This is a genomic window from Blastococcus sp. TML/M2B, from assembly GCF_016612865.1.
Taxonomy (GTDB): domain Bacteria; phylum Actinomycetota; class Actinomycetes; order Mycobacteriales; family Geodermatophilaceae; genus Blastococcus.
Genome location: NZ_JAENZZ010000001.1, coordinates 1,334,307 through 1,356,184, shown reverse-complemented (window position 1 = coordinate 1,356,184; position 21,878 = coordinate 1,334,307). Strand labels below are relative to the sequence as shown.

The 21,878-nt window shown below is 74.2% G+C and carries 19 protein-coding genes, 1 other RNA gene and 3 pseudogenes; 10 read left to right on the top strand and 13 right to left on the bottom strand.

From position 1 onward, the window contains the following. Window positions 1–90 precede the first annotated feature (90 nt). Window positions 91–675, bottom strand: coding sequence for a transglutaminase family protein (locus JKP75_RS06630; protein ID WP_200492080.1), 585 nt, complete (start codon window positions 673–675; stop codon window positions 91–93). A 547-nt stretch (window positions 676–1,222) separates the two neighbouring features. On the opposite strand from JKP75_RS06630, the pseudogene mobF reads away from it, so the two are divergent. The 5 genes and pseudogenes from mobF to JKP75_RS06605 all read left to right on the top strand — a co-directional run bounded on the left by mobF (window position 1,223) and on the right by JKP75_RS06605 (window position 6,961). Then, window positions 1,223–4,847: pseudogene (gene mobF / locus JKP75_RS06625) on the top strand (MobF family relaxase). Between the two features lie 160 nt (window positions 4,848–5,007). Next, entirely contained in the window at window positions 5,008–5,241 is a 234-nt protein-coding gene (locus JKP75_RS06620) for an AlpA family transcriptional regulator (protein ID WP_200492081.1), read from the top strand. A 95-nt stretch (window positions 5,242–5,336) separates the two neighbouring features. Further along, window positions 5,337–5,519, top strand: coding sequence for a hypothetical protein (locus JKP75_RS06615; RefSeq protein WP_200492082.1), 183 nt, complete (start codon window positions 5,337–5,339; stop codon window positions 5,517–5,519). Window positions 5,520–5,524: 5 nt separating this feature from the next. Next, complete coding sequence (locus JKP75_RS06610; RefSeq protein ID WP_200492083.1) at window positions 5,525–5,848, top strand: hypothetical protein; 324 nt, start codon at window positions 5,525–5,527, stop codon at window positions 5,846–5,848. An 18-nt stretch (window positions 5,849–5,866) separates the two neighbouring features. Continuing rightward, window positions 5,867–6,961, top strand: coding sequence for a site-specific integrase (locus tag JKP75_RS06605; RefSeq protein WP_200492084.1), 1,095 nt, complete (start codon window positions 5,867–5,869; stop codon window positions 6,959–6,961). Between the two features lie 29 nt (window positions 6,962–6,990). Here the strand turns inward: JKP75_RS06605 and rnpB are convergent. The 9 genes and pseudogenes from rnpB to JKP75_RS06565 all read right to left on the bottom strand — a co-directional run bounded on the left by rnpB (window position 6,991) and on the right by JKP75_RS06565 (window position 11,196). Beyond that, an RNA gene (gene rnpB, locus JKP75_RS06600) (RNase P RNA component class A) lies at window positions 6,991–7,406 on the bottom strand. Window positions 7,407–7,437: 31 nt separating this feature from the next. Continuing rightward, window positions 7,438–8,157, bottom strand: a complete 720-nt coding sequence (locus tag JKP75_RS06595) for a PIG-L deacetylase family protein (protein ID WP_200492868.1) — start codon at window positions 8,155–8,157, stop codon at window positions 7,438–7,440. Window positions 8,158–8,214: 57 nt separating this feature from the next. Then, window positions 8,215–8,517: a phosphatase RsbU N-terminal domain-containing protein gene (locus JKP75_RS06590; protein WP_200492085.1), complete on the bottom strand. Its 303-nt coding sequence runs from the start codon at window positions 8,515–8,517 to the stop codon at window positions 8,215–8,217. Beyond that, a complete protein-coding gene (locus JKP75_RS06585) occupies window positions 8,514–8,900 on the bottom strand; it encodes an STAS domain-containing protein (RefSeq protein WP_200492086.1) in 387 nt (128 codons plus the stop codon). Before JKP75_RS06585 ends, JKP75_RS06590 begins: the two co-directional genes overlap by 4 nt. Next, on the bottom strand, window positions 8,897–9,811 hold the full coding sequence (locus JKP75_RS06580; protein WP_200492087.1) for an STAS domain-containing protein: 915 nt from the start codon (window positions 9,809–9,811) through the stop codon (window positions 8,897–8,899). Before JKP75_RS06580 ends, JKP75_RS06585 begins: the two co-directional genes overlap by 4 nt. Further along, window positions 9,808–10,140, bottom strand: a complete 333-nt coding sequence (locus JKP75_RS06575; protein ID WP_200492867.1) for an ATP-binding protein — start codon at window positions 10,138–10,140, stop codon at window positions 9,808–9,810. The genes JKP75_RS06580 and JKP75_RS06575 overlap by 4 nt, the downstream gene beginning before the upstream one ends. 316 nt (window positions 10,141–10,456) lie before the next feature. Then, window positions 10,457–10,612, bottom strand: a pseudogene (locus tag JKP75_RS24415) (serine/threonine protein kinase); the annotation flags it as partial. Between the two features lie 124 nt (window positions 10,613–10,736). Further along, window positions 10,737–10,889 (bottom strand): annotated as a pseudogene (locus JKP75_RS24410) (serine/threonine protein kinase); the annotation flags it as partial. Window positions 10,890–10,953: 64 nt separating this feature from the next. Continuing rightward, window positions 10,954–11,196 (bottom strand): hypothetical protein, encoded by a 243-nt coding sequence (locus tag JKP75_RS06565; RefSeq protein WP_200492089.1) that lies wholly within the window; start codon window positions 11,194–11,196, stop codon window positions 10,954–10,956. 341 nt (window positions 11,197–11,537) lie between these two features. On the opposite strand from JKP75_RS06565, the gene JKP75_RS06560 reads away from it, so the two are divergent. Beyond that, a complete protein-coding gene (locus JKP75_RS06560; protein ID WP_200492090.1) occupies window positions 11,538–11,981 on the top strand; it encodes a hypothetical protein in 444 nt (147 codons plus the stop codon). Between the two features lie 57 nt (window positions 11,982–12,038). Here JKP75_RS06560 and JKP75_RS06555 read toward each other — a convergent pair whose 3' ends face one another. Then, window positions 12,039–13,559, bottom strand: a complete 1,521-nt coding sequence (locus JKP75_RS06555) for an MFS transporter (protein ID WP_200492091.1) — start codon at window positions 13,557–13,559, stop codon at window positions 12,039–12,041. A 149-nt stretch (window positions 13,560–13,708) separates the two neighbouring features. On the opposite strand from JKP75_RS06555, the gene JKP75_RS06550 reads away from it, so the two are divergent. The 3 genes from JKP75_RS06550 (at window position 13,709) to JKP75_RS06540 (ending at window position 16,830) form a co-directional block, all read left to right on the top strand. Next, window positions 13,709–14,467, top strand: coding sequence for a sulfite exporter TauE/SafE family protein (locus JKP75_RS06550; RefSeq protein WP_200492092.1), 759 nt, complete (start codon window positions 13,709–13,711; stop codon window positions 14,465–14,467). Window positions 14,468–14,560: 93 nt separating this feature from the next. Then, window positions 14,561–16,186 (top strand): GGDEF domain-containing protein, encoded by a 1,626-nt coding sequence (locus JKP75_RS23710; protein ID WP_200492865.1) that lies wholly within the window; start codon window positions 14,561–14,563, stop codon window positions 16,184–16,186. Next, window positions 16,147–16,830, top strand: a complete 684-nt coding sequence (locus JKP75_RS06540) for an EAL domain-containing protein (RefSeq protein ID WP_200492864.1) — start codon at window positions 16,147–16,149, stop codon at window positions 16,828–16,830. The genes JKP75_RS23710 and JKP75_RS06540 overlap by 40 nt, the downstream gene beginning before the upstream one ends. A gap of 225 nt (window positions 16,831–17,055) precedes the next feature. On the opposite strand, the gene JKP75_RS06535 is transcribed toward JKP75_RS06540, so the two are convergent. Both JKP75_RS06535 and JKP75_RS06530 read right to left on the bottom strand, forming a co-directional pair. Then, window positions 17,056–18,882, bottom strand: a complete 1,827-nt coding sequence (locus tag JKP75_RS06535) for a bifunctional RNase H/acid phosphatase (RefSeq protein ID WP_309229579.1) — start codon at window positions 18,880–18,882, stop codon at window positions 17,056–17,058. 10 nt (window positions 18,883–18,892) lie between these two features. Continuing rightward, complete coding sequence (locus JKP75_RS06530) at window positions 18,893–19,744, bottom strand: Nif3-like dinuclear metal center hexameric protein (RefSeq protein WP_200492096.1); 852 nt, start codon at window positions 19,742–19,744, stop codon at window positions 18,893–18,895. Window positions 19,745–19,821: 77 nt separating this feature from the next. On the opposite strand from JKP75_RS06530, the gene JKP75_RS06525 reads away from it, so the two are divergent. After that, a complete protein-coding gene (locus tag JKP75_RS06525; RefSeq protein WP_200492863.1) occupies window positions 19,822–21,780 on the top strand; it encodes an FUSC family protein in 1,959 nt (652 codons plus the stop codon). Window positions 21,781–21,878: the final 98 nt, after the last annotated feature.

The following is a 21,878-nucleotide window of genomic DNA, read 5'->3' as shown; positions in this document are numbered from 1 at the left end:
GTCGGCCTTCGCGCGTCACCTGTCCGAGCCCACCGGACTGCCACGGAGCGAGCTGGCTGCGGCGGCTCGTCCACTGGTTGCCAGCTGGTCCTACAACTGGGTGGGGAGCCCGCCGTCGCACAGGGCCAAGGCATCGTCGGCCCCGCGGAGGCTGGCCAAGACCTTGGGGTGCGGGGCGGTGAAGATCTGCGGATAGTCCACCTCACCCATATCAACATCGACGGGCCAGGCGAGCCGCTCCTGGGTGAGGTCAAACTGGGCGTCCACGCCGGGCTTGTTGCCGCGAGGATCCTGCCGGTGCCAGACGCCCTCCACGTGCACCGCGATCAGCCCGTGTACGCAGTAACCGGTTCCGTCGGCGAGGCGCTGGTAGCACAGACCAGTGGGGATCCCACGGGCGCGCAGGAGAGCGGCCAGCAGATGGGCCTTGGCAAAGCAGAGGCCCACGCCCTCGTGCAGGGTCTGCGATGCCGTGATGGTCACGCGGGAGTCCTGGGCGTCCAGGGAGTGGCGGATGTTGTCGCGAACCCATGTAAAGGCGCTGCGGGCGTACTCGACCGGGGCCGGCGCCTGCCCGGCCAGGTGCATGACGAGTTCCTGCACCTTGGGGTGCTCCACGTCGATGACGTCGTCGCCGCCTAGGTAGGCCACAGGTGCCTCGGCATCGAACTCCACGGCGGACACGCTAACCGGCAGCATCAACTGCGCGCGGCCACGCATGGTGGTCCCCCACGACTCGAGTCGACCGTCCCGAAGCCGGAACCCCTACTGGGAACACCGCAGGACACAGCAGGTGCCCCTCGTCCGCCGTCCCTTAAGACCCGCCCGGTGAATTTTCCCGCATGGGGAGGACAACCGGGATGCCCTGCTGGACGGTGGCAGCCTCGTCGTCTGTCAGCCGCTCAACATCCACGCCACCGTGTCGCAGGGGGCCGCGTGACGGGAGCCGGTGCATCGCGGAGCTGATCGTCATCAGCCCTGTAGCCGGGAAGAACGCGACCTGCTCGCAATCGACGATCGCCGTAAACGGCCAACGCCATGGCGCCCGCGACGACTTTACGCCCGCCACTCCGGCCTTTTCCGTGCAAGCTCAGGCCTTCACCTAATAGCGGCACGAATGCTACCTTTTGAGGTAGCTCGGGCCCCGCTTCGCGGGGCCCAGTGGCGTTTCTAGGGGTGACTCGTTGGCTATTGTCGGGTGGCGTTGAAAATGCACGGCGGAATCAAGATCTACGCCGGCGCGCCAGCGGCTGCCCGGCACTACGTGGAGGCCGACCGGGGCCGGGCGGACGACTACTACCTCACCGAGGGCACTGGGGTGGCTCGCCGCTTCACCGCCACCGCCGGTCGCGTGACCGAGCTGGCGCCTTTGACCGGCGACAGCTACGAGACGTGGGTGGCCGGCCGCGACCCGGAGACGGGTGAGCCGAGGGGGCAGCTGCGCGGCGACGAGCATGCGGTGCGGTTCGCCGAGGTGGTGGTCAACGGCCCGAAAACCTGGTCGCTGGCCGCCGCGTTGCACCCGGAGATCGCTCGGGCGTACGAGGCGGCGCAGGACCGGGCGGCAGGGCAGATCATCGCCTGGCTCTCCCAGCACGCCACCACCCGGGTCGGGCCGCGCGGCGGCCAGGTGCAGGTACCGCTGGAGGTGTTGGAGGCGGCCACGGTGCGGCACTACACCTCCCGCGCGGAGGACCCGCACTGGCATCTGCACCTGCAGCTGCTGTCCCGGGTTTTCGCGGCCGGGAAGTGGCGCGGTTTGCACACCGTCGGTATCCGCGATTTCCTGGGCGCGATCAACGGGATCGGGCACGCCGCGATGGCGTGCGACCCGGAATTGAACGCCGCCTTCGCCGCGCACGGCTACCGGAAGGGCGCTACGGGAGAAATTCAGGAGGTCGCCGACTACGCGGGCCCGTTCAGCGCACGGCACGCGCAGATCGCCCGGAATGTGGACCGCTACGAACGGGAATGGACCGCGGCGCACCCCGGCGAATCCCCCGGGCCGGGGCTGCGCGGATCCTGGGACGCTCGGGCGTGGGCCGACGGCCGCCCGGACAAGGTCACCGCCCAGCCCGGGGTCAGGCTGGAGGCGCGCTGGCGGGCCGAGCTGTTTGCCCTCGGCTACCGCGACCCGGTCGGCCCGGTCGACCTGGCCCCAAGCCCGATCGGCGCGCTCGACCGCGAGCAGGCGGTGGACCGGGTACTGGCCCGGCTCGCGGCCGGCCGGTCGGCGTGGAACGCCGCCGACATCCGGGGCGAGGCCGAGCGGCTGATCGCCGCCGAAGGCGTCGTCGCCGACGCCGCGGTGCGCATCGAACTGGCCGAGGATCTCACCGCCCGCGCGATGGACCACTGCATGCCGTTGCTGGACCGCGACGGGGTACCGGAGCACATCCGCGCCTGGACCTCGCGAACGGTCCTCGACGTCGAGACCGACCTGACCACCCGGCTCGCCGCTCGCGCCGTACCTGACACCGGCCCTGCGGTCCCGGTCGAGCGCGCTGCACCCGCCGGCCGGCTGGATGTCGGCCAGGCCGCGGCGGTCGTCGCGCTCTCCGGCGACCGGCCCCTGGTGGTGGTCGAGGGCGCCGCCGGGGCGGGCAAGACGACCACGCTGGCCGCCACCCGCGGCCTGCTCGAGGCGCGGGGCCGCCGGCTGGTGGTGGTCACTCCCCACGCGCAAGGCGGCCAAGGTGGCCGCCGGTGAGGTGGGGGCGGCCGCCGGGTCGGCGGCGTCTCTGGCCTTCCAGCACGGTTGGCGCTGGAACGACGAGGGGCGTTGGACCCGGCTCACCGTCGGCGAGCTCGACCCGGCGACCGGCCGGGTCTACGCCGGGCCGAGCGAGGCCGCGCGGCTGCGGCCCGGGGATCTGTTGCTGGTGGACGAGGCCGGGATGCTCGATCAGGACACCGCCCGCGCCCTGCTGACTGTCGCCGACGAGTGCCAGGTCCGGGTGGCGTTGCTCGGCGACCGGCACCAGCTGTCCGCGGTCGGCCGCGGCGGCGTCCTGGATCTCGCCATCGCCCAGGCCGACCCCGCCGCGCACCTGACACTCGACGCGGTGCACCGCTTCACCCGAACCGACGAGCAGGGTCGCACGACACCCGACACCGGCTACGCCGAGCTGACCCTGGCCATGCGCACCGGCGAGGACCCCGGCGCCGTCTTCGACGCCCTCCTCGCCCGCGGCCAGATCCAGCTGCACCCCGACGCCGCCGCGCTGCAGGACACGCTGGCCGCCACCGTCGCCGAGTCCTATGCCGAATGCCGCCGGGTGGCCGTGGTGGTGGACACCCGCGAGCAGGCCGCCGAACTCAACAATGCCATCCGGGAACGGCTGGTGGCCGCCGGCCGGGTCGATGACCGGACGGTGGTCGTTACCGGGGCCGGGGAGCGGATCGGCGCCGGGGACCGGATCGCCACCCGGCGCAACGACCGTCATCTCGACGTCGCCAACCGCGACGTCTGGGTCGTCACCGCCGTCGGCCGCCGCGGCGGACTGCTCGTCGCTGTCACCCCCACCGGCACCGTCCCCGATGACGGGTCCGGCGGTGTCACCCCCGACGGTCCAGGGACCCGGGTACTGCCCGCGGACTACGTCACCGCGCACGTCGAGCTCGCCTACGCCACCACCGCCCACGGCGTCCAGGGCGACACCGTCACCGCCGCGCACCTGGTGGTCGGGGAGCACACCGGCGCCGCGTCGGCGTACGTCGGGATGACCCGAGGACGCGAGGCCAACAGCGCCCACCTCGTCTCCGCCGACGCGGGGGAGGCGCGGGAGCACTGGGTCGCCGTCTTCGCCCGTGACCGCGCCGACCTCGGCCCCGCCCATGCCGCCGAACAGGCCGCCGCCGAGGCCGCCCGCTACTCCCCGCCCCGTCCGCCGGAGCGGGTCGTGGCCGACCTGCACCGGGCGTGGACCGTCGAGCAGAACTGCCTGGATCGGCTGGACTTCTACCAGGCGCAGCGCGACCAGCTACGGGAGGTGGTCACGCTCGAAGCTCCCCACGCCGGCGAACTCGCGAGGCTGGAGGCCGCCCGAGAGCGGGCGGCGATCGCCGCCCAGCAGGCCCACCAGCGGGCCCAGGCCAGCGCGGCCGCGGTCGCCACCGACGCCGACCGGATCCGCGACAGACTGCTGGGCTCCTGGGACGGCGAACGTGGCGCCGTCCGCGCGGCGGCGAAGGTCGTGCTCGACGGGGCCGGCCGGTTCGGGCTGCGCCGGGGCGCGGTCGCCCGCGCCGGCGAGCGGCTCGCCGACTGGGCCGACCGGTGGCGCACCCACGTTCCCTCCCTGCCCAGCGATGCGAAGGAGCTCGTGCGCCTGGCCGGCTGGTTCGACGACCGGCCCGCGCTGTGGGCTGCGCTCGACACCTCCGCCCGGAAGGAGGCAGAAGAGGCCCACCCCGAGCACGCCGCCCTGCGCGGGGAAGCGGACACCGCCCGGCAGCAGCACGCGCAGGCCCGGTCCGCGCTGGCCGAGGCCCACCGCCAACGCGACCGGCGACTCCGGGGATTGGAACCGGCCGCCTGGACCCCCGAGCCCGAGGCCCGGCTCGCCGAGCTGGACCTAGGCATCGCCGCCACCCGGCAGGAGCTCACCGCCGCCCGGGCACGCATCGCCCATCTCACCGCCGAGCCGGCCGTTTTCACCCAACCGGCCGACAGGTTGGCCCAGGAGCGCGACGCCTGGCGCGTCGGCCACGACGCTGAACGCGCCGCCCGCCGGACGGCAGCCTCCGCGGCATCCCCACCGGACCCGACGGGCAGCATGCGTCCGCCGGAGCCGGTCCTCTACCGGTTGCGGTCCACCGGCGCCGGCCCCGAAATCGGACGCTGACCTCGGGCGCCGCTCGTACCGGATCGTGGGCACGGCAGCCTGCGGGAGGAAATCCGGAGAAAGACCGGAGAGGTTGGCTGTGGACTGTCACCAATGGCCGCGAAACGACGCCTTCTACAGGTGAATCCCCGCCCACACCCCTCGAGCCCCGGAGACAGCCATGCCCGACCAGACTCCCAGCCCTGAGCACACCGCCGAGCTCGCGTCCGAGTTGCTCACCATCGCCGAGGCCGCCCAGCTGCTGCGCGCCCCCGTCGCCACGCTCCGGTACTGGCGCCACCTGGGCACCGGCCCGCGCAGCTTCCGACTCGGCCGCCGTGTTCTCTACCGCCGCGACGAGCTGCACTCCTGGATCGACGCCCAACGCCGGCAAGCCGACACCGGCCGCTCTTGACCGGAGCCATTATGTCGGACAATACTGGCCGCAGGGAGGTTCGGTTCACCCAGTCGGCGAGGAGGCACCGCATCGGCCGGGCCTCCGCCCGGCATGTGCTGGCCACGACCGACCCCACGCCGGTCAGCACCAGCAGCGGCGCCCATGCCTGGCTCTACATCGGACCCGATGAACGAGGGCGCGAGCCGGAGATCATCGCGCTCGAGGTCCAGCCGGCCGACGCCGCGCAGCCGTACCTGCTCGTCATCCACGTCATGCCCACCCAGCTCCGAGGATGATCCCCATGGCCGACCGCATCCCGCCCAACGTCACCCCCACCACGCCCATTGGCCCCGACGTCGACCTCGACGCCGAGGACGTTCGGCTGGCCGACGGAAGCCGACTGACCGAGGACAGAGCGGCCGAGATCGTCGACGAGGTCCGCCGCCGCGTCGGGCGACCGTCCCTGACCGGCGACGCTGCCGCCTCACCCCGCATCACCTTCCGGATCGCTCCCGGCACCCGCGACCGGGCCGCTGAGATCGCCGCCCGGGAGGGCAAGTCCGTCTCCCAGCTGGCCCGCGAGGCACTCGAGGAGCGGGTCGCCGCGGGAGAACGACGAGCATGAGAGCGAGGCGATGAAGCGATGGCGTCGATCGCCAGACGGCCCGACGGAACGTTCCGGCCGCGGTTCCGTGACGCGTCCGGCAAGGAGCACGCCCGGCACTTCAAGCGGAAGGTCGACGCCCAGCGGTGGCTCGACGAGATGACCGCCGCGATGGTCACCGGTCAGTACGTCGACCCCGCGGCCGGTCGGGTGACCTTCCGCGAGTACGCCGAACGGTGGCGCGCCACGCAGGTGCACCGGCCGACCACCGCGGCCCACGTCGAGACGATGCTGCGCCGCCACGTCTACCCCCGGCTCGGGGACAAGCGGCTCGGCTCGGTGCTGCCCAGCGACGTCCAGTCCCTCGTCAAGCAGCTGTCCTTGGACCTCGCACCAGCGACCGTGGGAGTGATCCACCGGATCCTCGCGGGGATCTTCAAGGCCGCCGTCCGCGATCGGCGGATCGTCGCCTCGCCGTGCGAGGGCACGAAGCTGCCGAAGGTCCACCGGCAACGCATCGAACCGATGACGCTCAAGGCGGTGGAGGCGCTGACCGAGGCCATGCCGGAGAGGTACCGGGCGTTGGTCACCCTCGCGGCGGGCACGGGGCTCCGCCAGGGCGAGATGTTCGGTCTCACGATGGACCGCATCGACTTCCTGCGCCGGCAGCTCACCGTCGACCGGCAGCTGATCACCATGCCGGACCGTGCGCCCTACCTCGCGCCGCCCAAGACCCAGGCGTCCGTCCGGGTGGTCCCCCTCCCCCAGGTCGTCGTCGACGCCCTGGCGGTCCACCTCGCCACCTGGCCGGCCGACGAGTTCCTCTTCACCACCGAGCTCGGCGACCCGATCCGCCGCACGGCGTTCTCCGAGCGGATCTGGCGCCCGGCGCTGAAGCGGGCCGGCCTCAGCGGCGTCACCATGCACTCCCTGCGCCATTTCTACGCGAGCCTGCTCATCCGGCATGGGGAGTCGGTGAAGACCGTCCAGGCCCGGCTCGGGCACGCCAGCGCCGCCGAGACGCTCGACACCTACAGCCATCTCTGGCCTGACTCCGACGACCGGACGAGGGTCGCCGTCGACTCTGTTCTCCGCCGAGTTGCGGACTCTGTGCGGACTGACGCCAGCCTCTGACGGCATAAGTGCAGGTCAGGGGTGGGCGACGGACGAGTCGGCCTGTACGCCGGGTTCTGTCCACGGGTGCCTCACGGCCTCCCGATGGGCGGTCATCCATCTAGGCCTGCCGTTGCCGGCAGGCTCGAGCGGTCTACCCGCAGGCTCGGGCGGGCCGCCCTCGAACGCCTGCGCAGGACGCCGGCGAACCGTCGTCCCTTCTTGACCTTGCTCCGTGGTGGGGTTTACCGAGCCGCACCGGTCACCCGGTGCGCGGTGGTCTCTTACACCGCCGTTTCACCCTTACCAGCCGCACCTCCGGAGAGGCACCGCTGGCGGTCTGTTCTCTGTGGCACTGTCCCGCGGGTCACCCCGGGTCGCTGTTGGCGACCACCCTGCCCTGTGGAGCCCGGACGTTCCTCGGCGACGGGGTCTCCCCCGCCGACGCGACCGCCCAGCCGACTCGTCCGTCGTGCCGAGCACTCTAGACCGCGCGATCAGCCCCAGTAGAGCCGGAAGCCGACCCGGCGCCCGCCGTCGTCCTTCAGCGTGCCCATGTCGACGACCTGGCGGGCCTGCTCCTCCACCGGCTGGTCGGACAGCAGCTCGAGGTAGCGCCGGTGCTCGGTGAGCGAGGCGACGGCGAGTTCCACGGTCGAGCTGACGTCCACCTCGTGCGGCGGATCGGTCATCTCCCCCACCGCGATGTACTGGACGCCGGTCCAGCGCTCCTCTGCCAGGTCCGGGAAGATCCACTCGTTGGCGGCGTCGGCGACCGCGTCGATCACCGACTGCCCGAGCGCCCGGTGGTCGGCGGAGTTCACGTACGCGGGCGAGACGCCGGGCGGGGTCCAGGTCGCGCCGAAGTACCCGGTGACGACGAGCTCGGGGCGGTGCCGCCGGATCGCCGCGGCCAGGTCGCGGCGCAGCTCGGGGCCGGCGACCAGGGTGCCGTCGCGGTGGTCGAGGAACTCCACCTCGCGCACCCCGACGACGGCTGCCGAGCGCCGCTCCTCGTCCTCGCGCAGCGGACCGGCCTCCGCCGGCGGCACCCCCTCCATCCCGGCCTCGCCGCGGGTGGCCAGCAGGTAGTGCACCTCCTTGCCGGCCCCCGTCCAGACCGCGACGGCGGCCGCCAGCCCGTACTCGATGTCGTCGGGATGCGCCGCGATGACGAGCGCGCGCTGCCAGTCGTCGGGCATCGGTGCGGAAGGCATGCGCAGAGTCTCGCCCCGCGAGCCCGACGTGACGAGGCCCGCCCGCGCGCCGCACGCCTAGCGCGGGCGGCCCCGGCCGTCCGGGGACCGGCGCTGCGACATGTCGTAGCTGGCGACCAGCTCGAGCACGAAGTCCGAGGCGGCCTCCGCCACCGACGGCACCTCGTCCAGCGGGGTGTCCCGCAGCACCTCGACGAGGACCTCGTGGTGGATCCGGACCACCTCCAGCAGGCTCACGTCCGCGGCGAGCGCGGACCGGCCCAGCTCGTAGCCCGCGTGCAGCGCCGCCTCGCGCGGGCTGCCCAGGTGGCGGAGGAACGCCGCGCGGTGGTCGCGGCGGAGCTCCTCGATGCGCGTCACCGGCGCGGAGCCGGCGGCGCGGCAGGGGTGGCCAGGTACTCCAGCCCCTCCTCCAGATCGAGCGCCGTGACCAGGGAACCGGTGTCCATGCCCAGCCGGACGATGACGAAGGCGACGTCGGGCTGGATGCCGACGATCACCGTCCGCGCCCCCCGCAGCCTGGCCATGTCCGCGATGTCGCGCAGCATGCGGGTGGCGAAGGAGTCCAGCACGTCCAGCGCCGCGACGTCGATGATCACCCCCCGCGCGCGGTCGCGGCCGATGCGGTCGACGAGGTCCGCCCGGAAGCGCTCCAGCTGCGAGTCGTCCAATGCGGTGTGGACCGACGCGATCAGCGTCGACCCCTGCTTGAGGACCGAGAACAGCCGCGGCCCGGAGGTCATGGGCCCGAGGCGCCGTCAGGGCGCTGCGTCGTGTACCCGAGCATCCGCTCGGCCTCCTCGAGGCCGCCCTGCAGATCCCCGACGGTGTCCATCTTGCTGAGGTCGACCCCGATGGTCACCAGCGTCTGGGCGATGTCGGGCGAGAGGCCGGTGATGATCACCTCGGCACCCATGAGGCGGGAGGCGTCGACGGTCTGCACCAGGTGGTTGGCCACCGTGCCGTCGATCGTCGGGACCCCCGTGATGTCGATGACGACCACCTTGGCGCGGTGCGTGCGGATGCCGGTGAGCAGCTGCACGGTGAGCTGCCTGGCCCGTTCGCTGTCGAGCACGCCGATGATCGGCAGGATGAGCAGCCGCTCGCGGACGGGCAGGACCGGTGTCGACAGCTCCAGGATCGCGTCCTGCTGCTGCCGGATGACGCGCTCGCGCTCGTCGACGAAGCTCACCGCCACGGTGTTGGCGATGCGGTTGGCCGCGGGTTCGTAGGCGTCCAGCACGCGGTTGAGGAGACCGAAGTCGCGCTGGTACTTCTCGAACAGCGACCGGGCCAGCACGTCGCGCAGGAGCAGGACGATCCCGACGACCTCGTTGGTCTCGACGCCCCGCGGGATGATCCGTTCCGAGAGGTCGCGCGCGTAGTGCTGCAGCGCCTCCACGCTGCCGGTCTCCAGCACCTCGACGTAGTTGTCGTAGACCGACGTGGTCTCCGCCGCCACCTCCTGGCTGGTCATCGCCTGGAGCAGGTGCGCCTCGCCGATCCGTGCGGTCCACTCCTGCCGCAGGCGGGTGCGGTGCTCGCGCAGGTGCGCGACCAGCTCGGGCAGCAGGCCCTGGTCGTCACCGTGCTGCGACTCGGGCGGTCCGCTCCAGGATCCCTGGCTCGTGCTGTCGTCCTGGTTGCCGGTCATCGCACTCCCACCCACTTCGTCATGGTCACGGTGGTGCCGCGACCCACGTCCGACTCGATCGCGAACTCGTCCATCAGCCGCCGGGCTCCCGGCAGGCCCAGGCCGAGGCCCTCGTACGTGCTGTAGCCGTCGCGCATCGCCTGCTCGACGTCGGGGATGCCGGGTCCGGCGTCCCGCACGACGACGCGGACGCCCCGCCGGGGTTCCTCCAGCGTCCCGATCTCCACCTCGCCGGTGTCGGCGAACTTCACGACGTTGCGCGTCACCTCCGAGACCGCGGTGGCGATGGCCGTCTGGTCGGTCGCAGCGAACCCGATCCGGGCGGCCACCTCGCGGACCGCCTGCCGGGCGGCGACGACGTCGGCGGTCGGCCTGCACGGGGACGCGGACGACGTCGGTGCGCCACCGCCCCCGGTCGATCAGCGGCCCGCTGATCTGCGCGCAGAAGTCGCACTCCAGCAGGTGCCGGGCCGCGTCCACCTCCGCCTGGCGACGGCGGTCGCCGCCCGAGAGCGCCAGCAGCACCGGCCGGCACCGGTCCGTCGGGGGTTCTGCGTGCTCGGCCGCCAGCAGGTACTCGACCCGGAGCCGGGCGCGACTGCGGTTGAGCTGGGCGGCGACCGCGCCGGCGGTGGACCCGAGCTCCGCGGCGAGCGAGCGGGTGTCCTGCCCGGACACCTCGTGGGCCAGCAGGGTCGCCCGCTCCTGGTCGGTGAGGCGGGCCAGCGCCTCGCCGACCGCCGTTCGGTCCTCGTCGGCCAGGAGCTCCTCGTCCAGCGCCTCGGACGGGCGGAGGTCCACGACCCGGTGCTGGTTGCGCCGGTCCCGGTCCTGGTCGCGCCACAGCGAGGCGACGACGTTCCTGTGCCGTCACGATCGCGTAGGGCTCGAGCATCCCTGGCCCGATCCGCCCGACCGCGGCGAGCACCCGCGTCAGGGTCTCCTGCACGAGGTCGTCGACGGTGGCGCGGTCGGGGACCCGGGCCGCGACGACCCGCCGGACGAGCGGTATCAGCTCGGCGAACTGCGCCGGTTCGACTCCCTCGCCCGGAGAGCCGGCCGACCCCGCGGCGGACATGCGCGGACGTTACCGCCCGCGACGCCACGACGTCTCCGCTCCGGGAACGGCCACGGGGCCGACCTCACCCCGTGGGCCCCGAGCGGAGCTGCTCACCCCACCACCGCCGCTCGGCCGCCCGTTCGCGCAGCAACGACCCGAGCACCGGGGTGGCGGCGTGGTCCGCCTGCCGCTCGAGGAACTGCGCGGTCGCCAGGTGCTCGGCCGCCCGCTGCATCCAGAGCAACCGGCGCAACTGCGCCCGTCGCCGTGCCGAGCGGTTCTCGGCCGTCACCGACTCCATCCAGAGCTCCTGATCGGCGGTCATCGCGGTCCTCACATCCGATTCGTCTCCCCGTGCACGGATGAGGACGCGCTCGGGCCGGGCGCATGACGCGGATGCGCCGGCTCGCTTGCCGCCGCGCGCCCCGGACCCGCGGCCGAACCGGCCCGGACGCACCGGCGTCCACCGCATGACGCGGAGCCCGGTCCCGTCATGCACCGCCGCGACGCACGTCTCCCTCGTGCGGCCGCCGTCGTCCCCCACCCTGACCCCGCGGGGGGCGGCGGCGGTCCGCGTCATCCGTCCGCGGCCGCCGCGTGTCATCCGTGAAGCCCCGTGAGGGCCTCGAGGCACACCACATCGGATCAACGTCACCTGGAGAGACCATGCGCACTCGATCCCTGGTCGGCGCGGCCGCAGCGCTCGCCACGTCCACGATCGCCCTGGCCGGCCCGGCCGCCGCTGCGCCGCAGCAGAACGGCCTGGTCAACGTCAACGTCACCGACGTCGCCGTCCTCGTACCCGTGGGCGTGGCGGCGAACGTCTGCGACCTCAACGTCGCGGTGCTGGTGGACACGCTGCGGGACCGCGCGGCCGACTGCGACGCGAATGTCAGCAACGGGCTGGAGATCACGCAGAACGCAGGCGACGGCCCCGGCCGCCAGGAGGGGCTCGTCAACCTGAACCTGGAGGACATCACGGTCGCGATCCCGATCGCGCTCGCCGCGAACATCTGCGACGTCAACGTTGCCGTCCTCGTGTCCGACCTCCAGGACCAGGCCGCCCAGTGCGACGCGGACGCGGGGAACGAGGTCACAGTCCTCCAGTGACGCCAGCGCCCCACGCCGGACCGGCCCACCAGCGGCCGTAGCGACGAGGCCCGCGCGTCAGTGCGCGGCGGCGGCCTCCGGTGCGCGCGCCGGCGGGGTGGCCGCACCCGGGGGCGCCGCCCGCACGAGCAGCAGCACCAGCACGCCGCCGGCGAGCGCGGACAGCCCGGCGGCGAGGAACACCCCGTCCAGGCCGGCGGCGTACCCGCCGGCCAGCGTCTCGGCGAGCCCCGCTCGGGCCTGCGGCTCGGCCTCGCCGAGGATCACCGGCGCCTGGCCGGCCGAGAGCGCCGTGGCCAGGCCCGACGGGTCGGGGCTGCCGGCGTCGCGCAGCGCGCTCGAGGCCCCGGTGGCGAAGACGGTGCCCAGCACCGAGACGCCGACGGCGAACCCGATCTGGCGGGCGGTGTTCACCGCGCCCGAGGCCATGCCGCTGCGCTCGCGCGGAACGGCGGCCAGCGCGGCCGACGCCAGCGTCGGGTTGGCGACACCCACGCCCAGGCCGAGCACGGCGAGGCCCGCGACGAGAACGCGCCAGGTCGAGTCGGCGTCGACCAGGGTCATCAGCAGGCAGCCGGCCCCGATCAGCAGCAGCCCGCCGCCGAGCACGAAGCGGGGCGGCTGGGTCTGCAGGAAGCGGCCACCGGCGGCGGCCGCCACGAAGCTCACGACCGACAGGGGGATGAACACGCACCCGGCCTGCAGCGGCGAGAGCCCGCCGATCGACTGCAGCCACAGCGAGGTGTAGACCAGCAGCGCGAACGCCGCGCCGTTGAGCACGAAGGCGGCCAGCATGATGCCGCTGAACGAGCGGCCGGCGAACAGGCGGACGTCGAGCATCGGCGCGGGACGGCGCAGCTCGACCAGCACCCAGAGGACGAGCACCGCGAGGCCGCCCACGACCGGGCCCCACGACGTGCCGGTGGCCCAGCCCTCGGCGGCCGCGCGCACCAGCCCGTAGACCACCGCGCCGGCTCCGAGGGAGAACAGCGCGATGCCCGGCACGTCGGGCCGCGGCGCACCCGGCTGGCGCGCCTCCTGGACGGCGACCAGCGTCATGACGACGGCCAGCACGGTGACCGGCAGGTTGACGTAGAAGATCCAGCGCCAGTCGAGCTCGGTCAGCGCGCCGCCCAGGATGGGCCCGAGGGCGGCGGCGGCACCGAGGACGGCACCCCAGATGCCGAAGGCCGTGCCGCGGTCCCGGCCCTCGTAGCTGGTGTTGATCAGCGCGATCGTGGTGGCGAACATGATCGCGCCACCGACGCCCTGCACGCCGCGGGCGGCGATCAGCCAGCCGGCGTCGGGTGCCAGGCCGCAGGCGAGCGACGACAGCGCGAAGACGACCAGGCCGATCAGGTAGAGCCGCCGGCGCCCGTAGAGGTCGGCCAGCGAACCGGCGCCGAGCACCAGCGCGGCCAGGGCCAGCGCGTACACGTCGACGACCCACTGCAGCTGGGCGAAGCTGGTGCCCAGGTCGCGGGCGATGTCGGGCAGGGCGACGTTCACGATGGTGACGTCGACCAGGAGCATGAAGGTGCCGATGCAGATCGCCGTCAGCGGGAGCCACTTGCGCATGGCGACCAGGGTGCATGCGACCACCGACAACTTCCCCTCGACCAGCACCCCTCCGGCGATCCGTCCACACGGGCACTGCGGCGCACCCCTCCCCGGCGCCACCGACCCCTCGCTCCGGGTGCCCGTGAGCTCACCGTAGGTTTCCCGCCGTGTCCGCCGCCGACCTGGTCATCGCCGCTGCCGTGGCCTTCCTCGCCGGCGGCGTCAACTCGATCGCCGGGGGCGGCTCGCTCATCCTCTTCCCGACGCTGGTCGCGCTCGGCCTGGGCACCGTCGAGGCCAACGTGACCAACTCGGTGGTCCAGTGGCCCGGCTACCTCGGCGGGGTCGCCGGCTTCCGGTCCGAGTACACCGGCCAGCGCTCGCGGCTGCTGCGGCTGGGCGCGGTCGCCGTCCTCGGCGGGACGACGGGCAGCGTGCTGCTGCTGACGACGCCGTCCGAGGCCTTCGACGTCGTCGTCCCGGTGCTCGTGCTGCTCGCCAGCTCGCTGCTGGCCCTCCAGCCGCTGCTCACCCGCCGGTTGAGGCAGCAGCAGGCCGACGGCGCGGCTGCGCGCGACCCGCGCTGGCTCTACGCGGCGCTGTTCGTGGCCACCACCTACGGCGGCTACTTCGGCGGCGCGCTCGGCGTGATCCTCGTCGGCGTGCTGGGGCTGGCGCTCAGCCGGCTGCAGCTGGCCAACGCGCTCAAGTCGGCCCTGTCCGCCGTCACCGCCACGGTCTCGCTGCTGATCTTCGGCGTCTTCGGCGAGGTGCACTGGGGCGTCGTCGCCGTCGCCGCGCCGGCCAGCCTGCTCGGTGGGTTCCTGGGGGCGCGGATCGCGACGCGGATCCCCGCCACCGCCCTGCGGGTGCTGATCGTGGGCTTCGGCGTCGCGGTGTCGGTGTACCTGTTCCTCCGGAACTGACCCCCCGCGGGCGCCGGCTGCGGAGCTGACCCCGAGGGGTGATCCGCGGTGGCGGGCGTTCACCCGGGACCCGTGCAGGCCGATGTCACGCTCGTGGACGGTCCCGTGCGCTCGCGGCTGCTGCCCGGCGCGCCCCGGTGGCTGCTGGGCCTCCTCGTGCTGGCCGCCGTCCTGTGCCTGATCCCGGCGCTGCTGCGCCTCGCCCGCCCGGGGGCACCCGGCCCGCTGGTGGGGGTCGCGCTCCTGGCGCTGCTGCACCTGCTGCTCACCGGCCTGCTCACCTGGCGGGCCTGGACCATCGGCAGCGAGCGCGCGGTCTGGGCCCGGCTGGCCCTAGGCGCCGCCGTCTTCTTCGCCGCCGTCACGTCGGCCGTCGTGCTCCACCTCGTCCCGGCCACCCGGTCGGTGGCCATGGTCCCGCTGGCCTGGAGCGGCGCCGCGGTCTTCCCGTTCTGGTACGGCGCGCTGGTGCGGTGGAACCGGCACAGCACGAGCACCGCCGATCCCAACGACGCGCTGAACGGGTTCTCCGCGGTCCTCGCGGTCGACGCGCTGCTCAACCTCACCGTCGACGCCGGCAGCGGACCGCTGGCCGAGCTGCCCGGCTGGGCGCTCCAGGCGGTCTTCGCCCAGTTCGCGGTGAGCTTCGTGCTCCTCGGGACGGCGCTGACCCTGCCGTCGCTGGGCGGCCTGGGGCGCGATCCGCGCACCTGGCTGCTGGCCGCCTCGCAGGGCCTCTGGGTGGTCGGCGCCGTGAGCACGCTGGTCACCGGTGTGCAGGGCGGCTGGACGCCGGTCGTCCACCCCCTGGTCGTGGTCTGCGTGGCCGTGGCGGCCACCCTGCGCTCGCGCGGCTCGGCACCCCAGCCCGCCGACCCGGCCGCGGCCACCATCGGTGCGTTCGTCGTCATCCTGGCCTCCGTCGCGATCCTCCTGGTGGCCGCGCTGACCGGCGGGCCGGCCGTCGCCGTCGGGTGCGCCGCCCTCGCCGCCATCGGCGCGGGCGTGCGGATGGCGGTCAACGTCAGCGAGCTGGCCCAGCTGGCCGCCACCCGCCGCGAGGCGCTCACCGACGACCTGACCGGGCTGGCCAACCGCCGCGCGGTGCTGCGGCGCATCTCCGAGCTCACCGCCGAGGGGACGCCGGTCGCCCTGGCCCTCCTCGACGTCGACAAGTTCAAGGAGGTCAACGACGCCCTCGGCCACGCGGCCGGCGACGACCTGCTGCGCCAGGTGGCCCAGCGGCTGTCCCCGGCACTGCGGGCGGGTGACCTGCTCGGCCGGCTGGGCGGCGACGAGTTCGCCGTCGTCGCCGTGCTGGACCCGGACGGTGATGTCCGGGCGGCGGCGCTCGCCCTCGGCGAGCGGCTGCACGAGCAGCTCGCCGAGCCCTTCCCGGTCGACGGCATGTTCGTGCACTGCTCGGCGAGCATCGGCGTCACCAGCAGCACCGCCGCCGTCCGGCAGCCGGCCCAGCTGCTGCGGCGGGCCGACGTCGCCATGTACGACGCCAAGCGCTCCGGCCGCGGCGTCGCCCGGTACGACTCCGCTGTCCACTCCGACAGCAGCGGGCACCTCGCCCTGGTCGAGCAGCTGCGGACGGCGCTCACCACCGACGAGCTGGTGCTGCACCACCAGCCGCAGCTCGACGTCGCCGACAGCCGCGTGGTGGGCGTGGAGTGCCTGCTCCGCTGGGTGCACCCCGAGCGCGCGGGCTGATCCCGCCGGCGGAGTTCCTGCCCCTGGCCGAGGTGCACGGGCTGATGGGGCCGCTCACCGAGCGCGTCCTGCAGTGCGCGATCGCCCAGCTCGCCGACTGGCGCGGTCGCGGCCTGGACCTGCGGATCTCGGTCAACTTGTCGGCCAGCAACCTGCTCGACACCGGCCTCCCGGGCCGGCTGGCCGAGCTCCTGACCCGGCATGCCGTCCCGCCGGCGTCGCTCGTGCTCGAGGTGACCGAGAGCGTGCTGCTCACCGACCCCGAGCGCAGCCTCGCGGTCTTGGCCGGCCTCACCGCGCTCGGCGTCGCCGTCAGCATCGACGACTTCGGCACCGGCTACTCGTCGCTGGCCTACCTGCGCGACCTACCGGTCACCGAGCTGAAGCTGGACCGGTCGTTCACCGCCGACCTGTGCACCGACGAGCGCACCGCGGCGATCATCGCCGGCACGGTCGACCTGGCCCACCGGCTCGGGCTGCGGGTGGTCGCCGAGGGCGTCGAGGACGACCGCACGCTGGCCCGGCTGCACGCCCTGGGTTGCGACGTCAGCCAGGGCTACCTGCACTCCCCCGCGCTGCCGGCGCCGCTGCTCGAGCGCTGGCTGCTCGACCGCGAGGTGGTCCCGGCGTCCCCCTCCCGCTGACGGTCCCACCGGTCCCGCGCGGTGCCGGAACGTGGCCCCCAGGAGCCCCCGGCGGCGTGCTTAGAATCCGCGCCATCGTTGAACGCTCACGGACTCGGTTCGCGAGCCTCACCCCCGGGCGCCGTGACCTCGCACCGAGCGCCCCCCGGCTGTCCCGCCGGGCCTGGCGCCGTCGTCGGGCCCGGCGGTCGACACCCGGTGTGGACGCCGGGCGGCGCCGCCGGCTCAGCGCAGGTGCGCGGTGTCGTTCACCAGGCGCACCGACGTCCGGCCGTCCGAGGACCAGGCGACGGTGCACAGCGACGCCGCCTGCAGGTACACCCGGTGGACGACGTCGTCCCCGGCGCCGAGGCCCGCGGCCAGCATCAGCTTGATCGGGGTCACGTGGCTGACCAGCAGCACCGACCGCCCGGCGCACCGGTCGAGGACCCTCCGCCGGGCGCGTGCCACGCGGGCGCTGACGTCGGCGATCGACTCCCCGCCCGGCGCGGCGACGGTCAGGTCGGACATGAACCGGCGGACCGCCAGCGGGTGCTTCTCCAGCGCCTCGGCACCGGTGAGCCCCTCGAGGTCGCCGAAGTCGAGCTCGACCAGGTCGTCGTCGAGCTCGACCGGCAGGCCCAGCACGCGGCCGACGATCTCTGCGGTCTCGCGGGTGCGGCGCAGCGGCGAGGCCACGATCACCTCGATGCCGAGCTCGGCCACCCGGGCGGCGGCCGCCTCGGCCTCGGCGCGGCCGGTGCGGGACAGCGGCAGGTCGTTGCGGCCGCTGTAACGGCGCTCGGGGGTGTGTTCGGTCTGCCCGTGGCGCAGCAGGTGGGTCACCGTGGTGACCACGGTGCGCGGCTCCTCCGGCTGGACGTCGCTCTCGGTGACCGAGGGCTCGGCGGCGGCGTCGCGGTGCACCGGCTTGCCGTCCATCGCGCTGTTGGCCAGGGCGTCGGCCGCGCCGTTCTGCGCCCGGGGCACCCACGTGTAGCGGACGCTGCCCAGCCGCCCGGCGATCGCGCGCGCCTGCTGCGCGAGCTGCCGCATGTCGGGGTGCTTGATCTGCCAGCGGCCCGACATCTGCTCGACGACGAGCTTGGAGTCCATCCGGACCTCGACGTCCGCGGAGGCGTCCAGGTCCAGCGCGGCCTGGAGCCCGGCGACCAGGCCGCCGTACTCGGCGACGTTGTTGGTGGCCCGCCCCACCGAGGCGGCGCGCTCGGCGAGCACCCGGCCGGTCTCGGCATCGCGCACCAGCGCGCCGTAGCCCGCCGGCCCGGGGTTGCCCCGCGACCCGCCGTCGGCCTCGACGACGAAGCGGGTCACAGGCCGGACTCGGCCGTGCGCACCAGGATCCGGCCAGCAGTTCTCGCAGCGCAGCACCTCGTGCGGATCGGCGTTGCGGACGGCGGCCAGCTGGTTGCCGTAGAGCTCGAGCCGGCAACCCTGGCACGCCCGCGCCTGGAGCATCGCCGCACCGGTGGTGCCGGTCTGGCTGCGGATGCGGTCGTACAGCGACAGCAACGGCGCCGAGATGCCACCGGCGACGGCGGCCCGGGCCGACTCGTGCCGGCCGGTGCCGTCGGCGATGTCGGCGAGGGCCTCGTCGCGCAGCTGCTCGGCGCGCTCCCGCGCCTCCCGCGCCTCGACCAGGCCCTGCTGGGCAGCGGTGAGCGTGGCCTCGGCCGCCTCCAGCCGCTCCATGAGCTCCAGCTGCTGGTCCTCGAGGTCGGCCTGCCGGCGTCCCAGCGACTCCAGCTCGTGCTGGAGGTTGGTCATCTCCTTGGGCGTCGCGCTGCCGGAGTCCAGCCGCTGCTGGTCCTTGGCCGCGCGCTGCCGCACCGTGTCGACATCGGACTCCAGCCGCCGGACCTCGCGACCGAGGTCCTTGACCTCGGTCTCGGCGCGGACGACGTCGGCGGAGAGCTCGCGCTCGGTCTCCTCGGCGGCCTCGACCGCCGCGACCTCCGGCAGCGTCCGCCTGCGATGTGCCAGCTGGGTCAGCGCGACGTCCTCGGCCGCGAGCTCCAGCAGCTTCTGCTGCTCGAAATGGTCCACCTTCACGGGAGCCAACCTACCGGTGCGCGCGCGTGGTCCCGCTGCCGTCCGGTGCCTGCCCCACCGCGTGCGTCCACGGATCGGTGCGCACCGCGGAGACGTCCACCTCCACCGCTCCGCCGAGGTCGCGGCGGAGCGCCGCCGCGGCGACCGGGAGCCACGGCCACTCGCTGGCGAAGTGAGCGACGTCGCACAGCGCCGGGCCCACTACCTCGCGCGCGTCGGAGACCGGGTGGTGCCTGAGATCGCTGGTCAGCAGCACGTCGGCACCGGCGGCCGCAGCCGCGGCCAGCAGCGAGCCCCCGCTGCCGCCGCAGACCGCCACCCGCCGGACCGGCCGGTCGAGGTCGCCGGCCACGCGCACACCCCCGGCGGTGGCCGGCAGCACGCGGGCCACGAGGTCGGCGAAGCCGCGCAGATCCAGCGGCGCGGGGAGCTCCCCCACCCGACCCAGGCCCGCGCCGGGCACGCCCGGCGCCGGCTCCAGCGGCACCGCCCCGGTCAGCCCGAGGACGTCGGCGAGCGCCGCGTTGACCCCCGTGCCCGGCGCCCGGTCGGCGTTGGTGTGCGCGACGAAGAGCCCGGCGCCGGCACGCACCAGGCGGTGCACGAGCCGGCCCTTCGGGTCGTCGGCGGGCACGCCGTGCACGGGGGTGAGGTACAGCGGGTGGTGGGTGACCAGCAGGGCGGCGCCGGTCGCGATCACCTCGTCGACGACGGCGGCCGTCGGGTCGACGGCGAACAGCACCCGGTCCACCGGTTCGGACCGGTCACCGCACACCAGGCCGACGGCGTCCCAGGCCTCGGCCAGGGCCGGGTCGTAGCGGGTCTCGAGGGCCGCGATCACCTCGCCGAGCTGCACCGTCACGTCCGGGACTGTAGGTGAGCGCGCCGGTCCGCCGGCGTCGGCAGGAGAGCCGGGCCGGGCGGTGACAAGCTTCGGTCGTGGGCGCCGAGGCGGGACGGAGCAGGAGCCTGCACGCCCCGGCCTGGCTCGAGGAGCTGGTCCGCACCGGGCGCCCTGCCGTCCCGTGGCGGGACGTCGTCCGCTTCGCGGTGGCGATCCCTGCGCCGCTCGCCCTCGCCGTCGTCGTCGAAGGCGGCATCGAGGCGGGCCCCACGCTGAGCGCCGGCACCTTCGGCACGATGGGTGCGCTGGTGGCCACCCTGGCGCCGCAGGCCTCGCCGCTGCGCGACAAGCTGCGACGGATCGTCACCGCGACGGCGTTCGGCGCGCTCGGCCTGGTGGTCGGCAGCCTGGCGGCCGGCGGCGGCTGGGGGCCGGTCGTGGTGATCGCGCTGCTCTCGGTCGTGGCGGCGCAGATCAGCCGGATCAACGCGACGATGTCCCTCGGCTCGCTCCAGCTGCTGGTCTACACCGCGCTGTCGTCGGGCTTCCTGACCTCGCTGCCCTGGCACCGGGAGATCGCCTTCTTCCTGCTGGGCGCCGCCTGGGCGACCCTCACGACGCTGCTGCAGGCCCGCACCGAGGTCGGCGACCCCGACCGGGTCGCCGTCGCCGCTGTCTTCACCCGCATCGCCGAGCTGCTCGAGGCCGAGGACACCCCGCGCTCCGAGGCCGCCCGCCGCGACCTCACGACCGCGCTCAACGCCGCCTACGACCGGGTCATCCGCAGCCGCAGCCACCACGCGGGCCGGGTGAAGGAGCTCTCCGAGCTGGCCGGCGTGCTCAACTCCGCGGCGCCGCTGGTGGAGGCGGCGGTGGCGGCCGCCCGCGCCCGTGCGGCGGTCGACGCGGCCGATGTGACCGCCGTCCGCGACCTGGCCGCCGCGCTCCGCGGCGAGCGCGAGCTCCCCGGCGAGCGGCCGCCCCCGCTCGACGACGGGCACCACACGGCGCGGGCGGTGCGGCACGCCGTCCGGCTGGTGTGGAACGTCGTCGGCGACCCCGAGGAGCGCGCCGGCGCGGCCGCCGTCCGGCCGCTGACCACCACCGGCGACCGGGTGCGGGACCTGGTCGACCGCACCGTCGCCAGCGCGGAGAGCCGCGCCTTCGCCGTGCGGCTGGCGCTGTGCATGTCCGTGGCCGAGGTGGCCCGCCAGCTGCTGCCGTCGGCCCGGCCGTACTGGGTGCTGCTGACCGTCGCGATCGTGCTCAAACCGGACTTCGGCTCGGTGTTCGGCCGCGCGGTGCAGCGCGGGGCGGGCACCCTGCTCGGCGTCCTCATCGGCTCGGCCCTGCTGGCGGTGCTGGGCGGCAGCCCCTGGCTGCTGCTCGCGATGGGGCTGCTCGCCGGGCTGCTGCCGTGGGCGCGGGCGGCCAACTTCGGGCTGTTCTCGGTGTTCCAGACGCCGGTGATCCTGCTGATGCTGGACCTGACGCTGCCGCACAGCGCCGGCCTGGTCGGCGAACGGCTGGTCGACACCCTGATCGGCTGCGCGATCGTGCTGGTGTTCGGCTACCTGCTCTGGCCGCAGACCTGGCGTGCGCCGCTGGACCAGGCCCTGCACGACACGACGATCGCGCTCGACGGCTTCGTCGAGGCCGCCTTCACCGGCGGCCCGGCCGAGCGCCGCCGCGCCCGCCGGCGCACCTACCGGACGCTCACCGAGCTGCAGACCCAGCTGCAGCGCCGGCTGGCCGAGCCTCCGCCGATCAGCACCCGCGCCGCCGCCTGGTGGCCGGTGATCGTCGCGCTGGAGCGCACCTCGGACTCCGTCACCGAGGCGGTCATCGCCACCCGCGGGGGCCAGCCGGAGCCCGACCTCGACCAGGTCGCGGTGCTCCGCCGCGCGATCCGGCAGCTGGAGGACGACGTCCGCACCCCCGCCGACGACGACGCCGAGCTCCTCGCCGATGGCGTGCTCGCCCCCATCGCCCGCGAGGTGGACACCGCCCGCCGCCTGGTCCGCGCCACCGCCCCCGGGCGGCGCCGCCGGTGATCGGACCGCTGCCGACGGGGACCGCGCCGCTGGTTAGAGCGCTTCGGCGCGGGGCATGCGACTGTGGCCCCGGTCACGGCGACGCTGTTGCGGTGAAC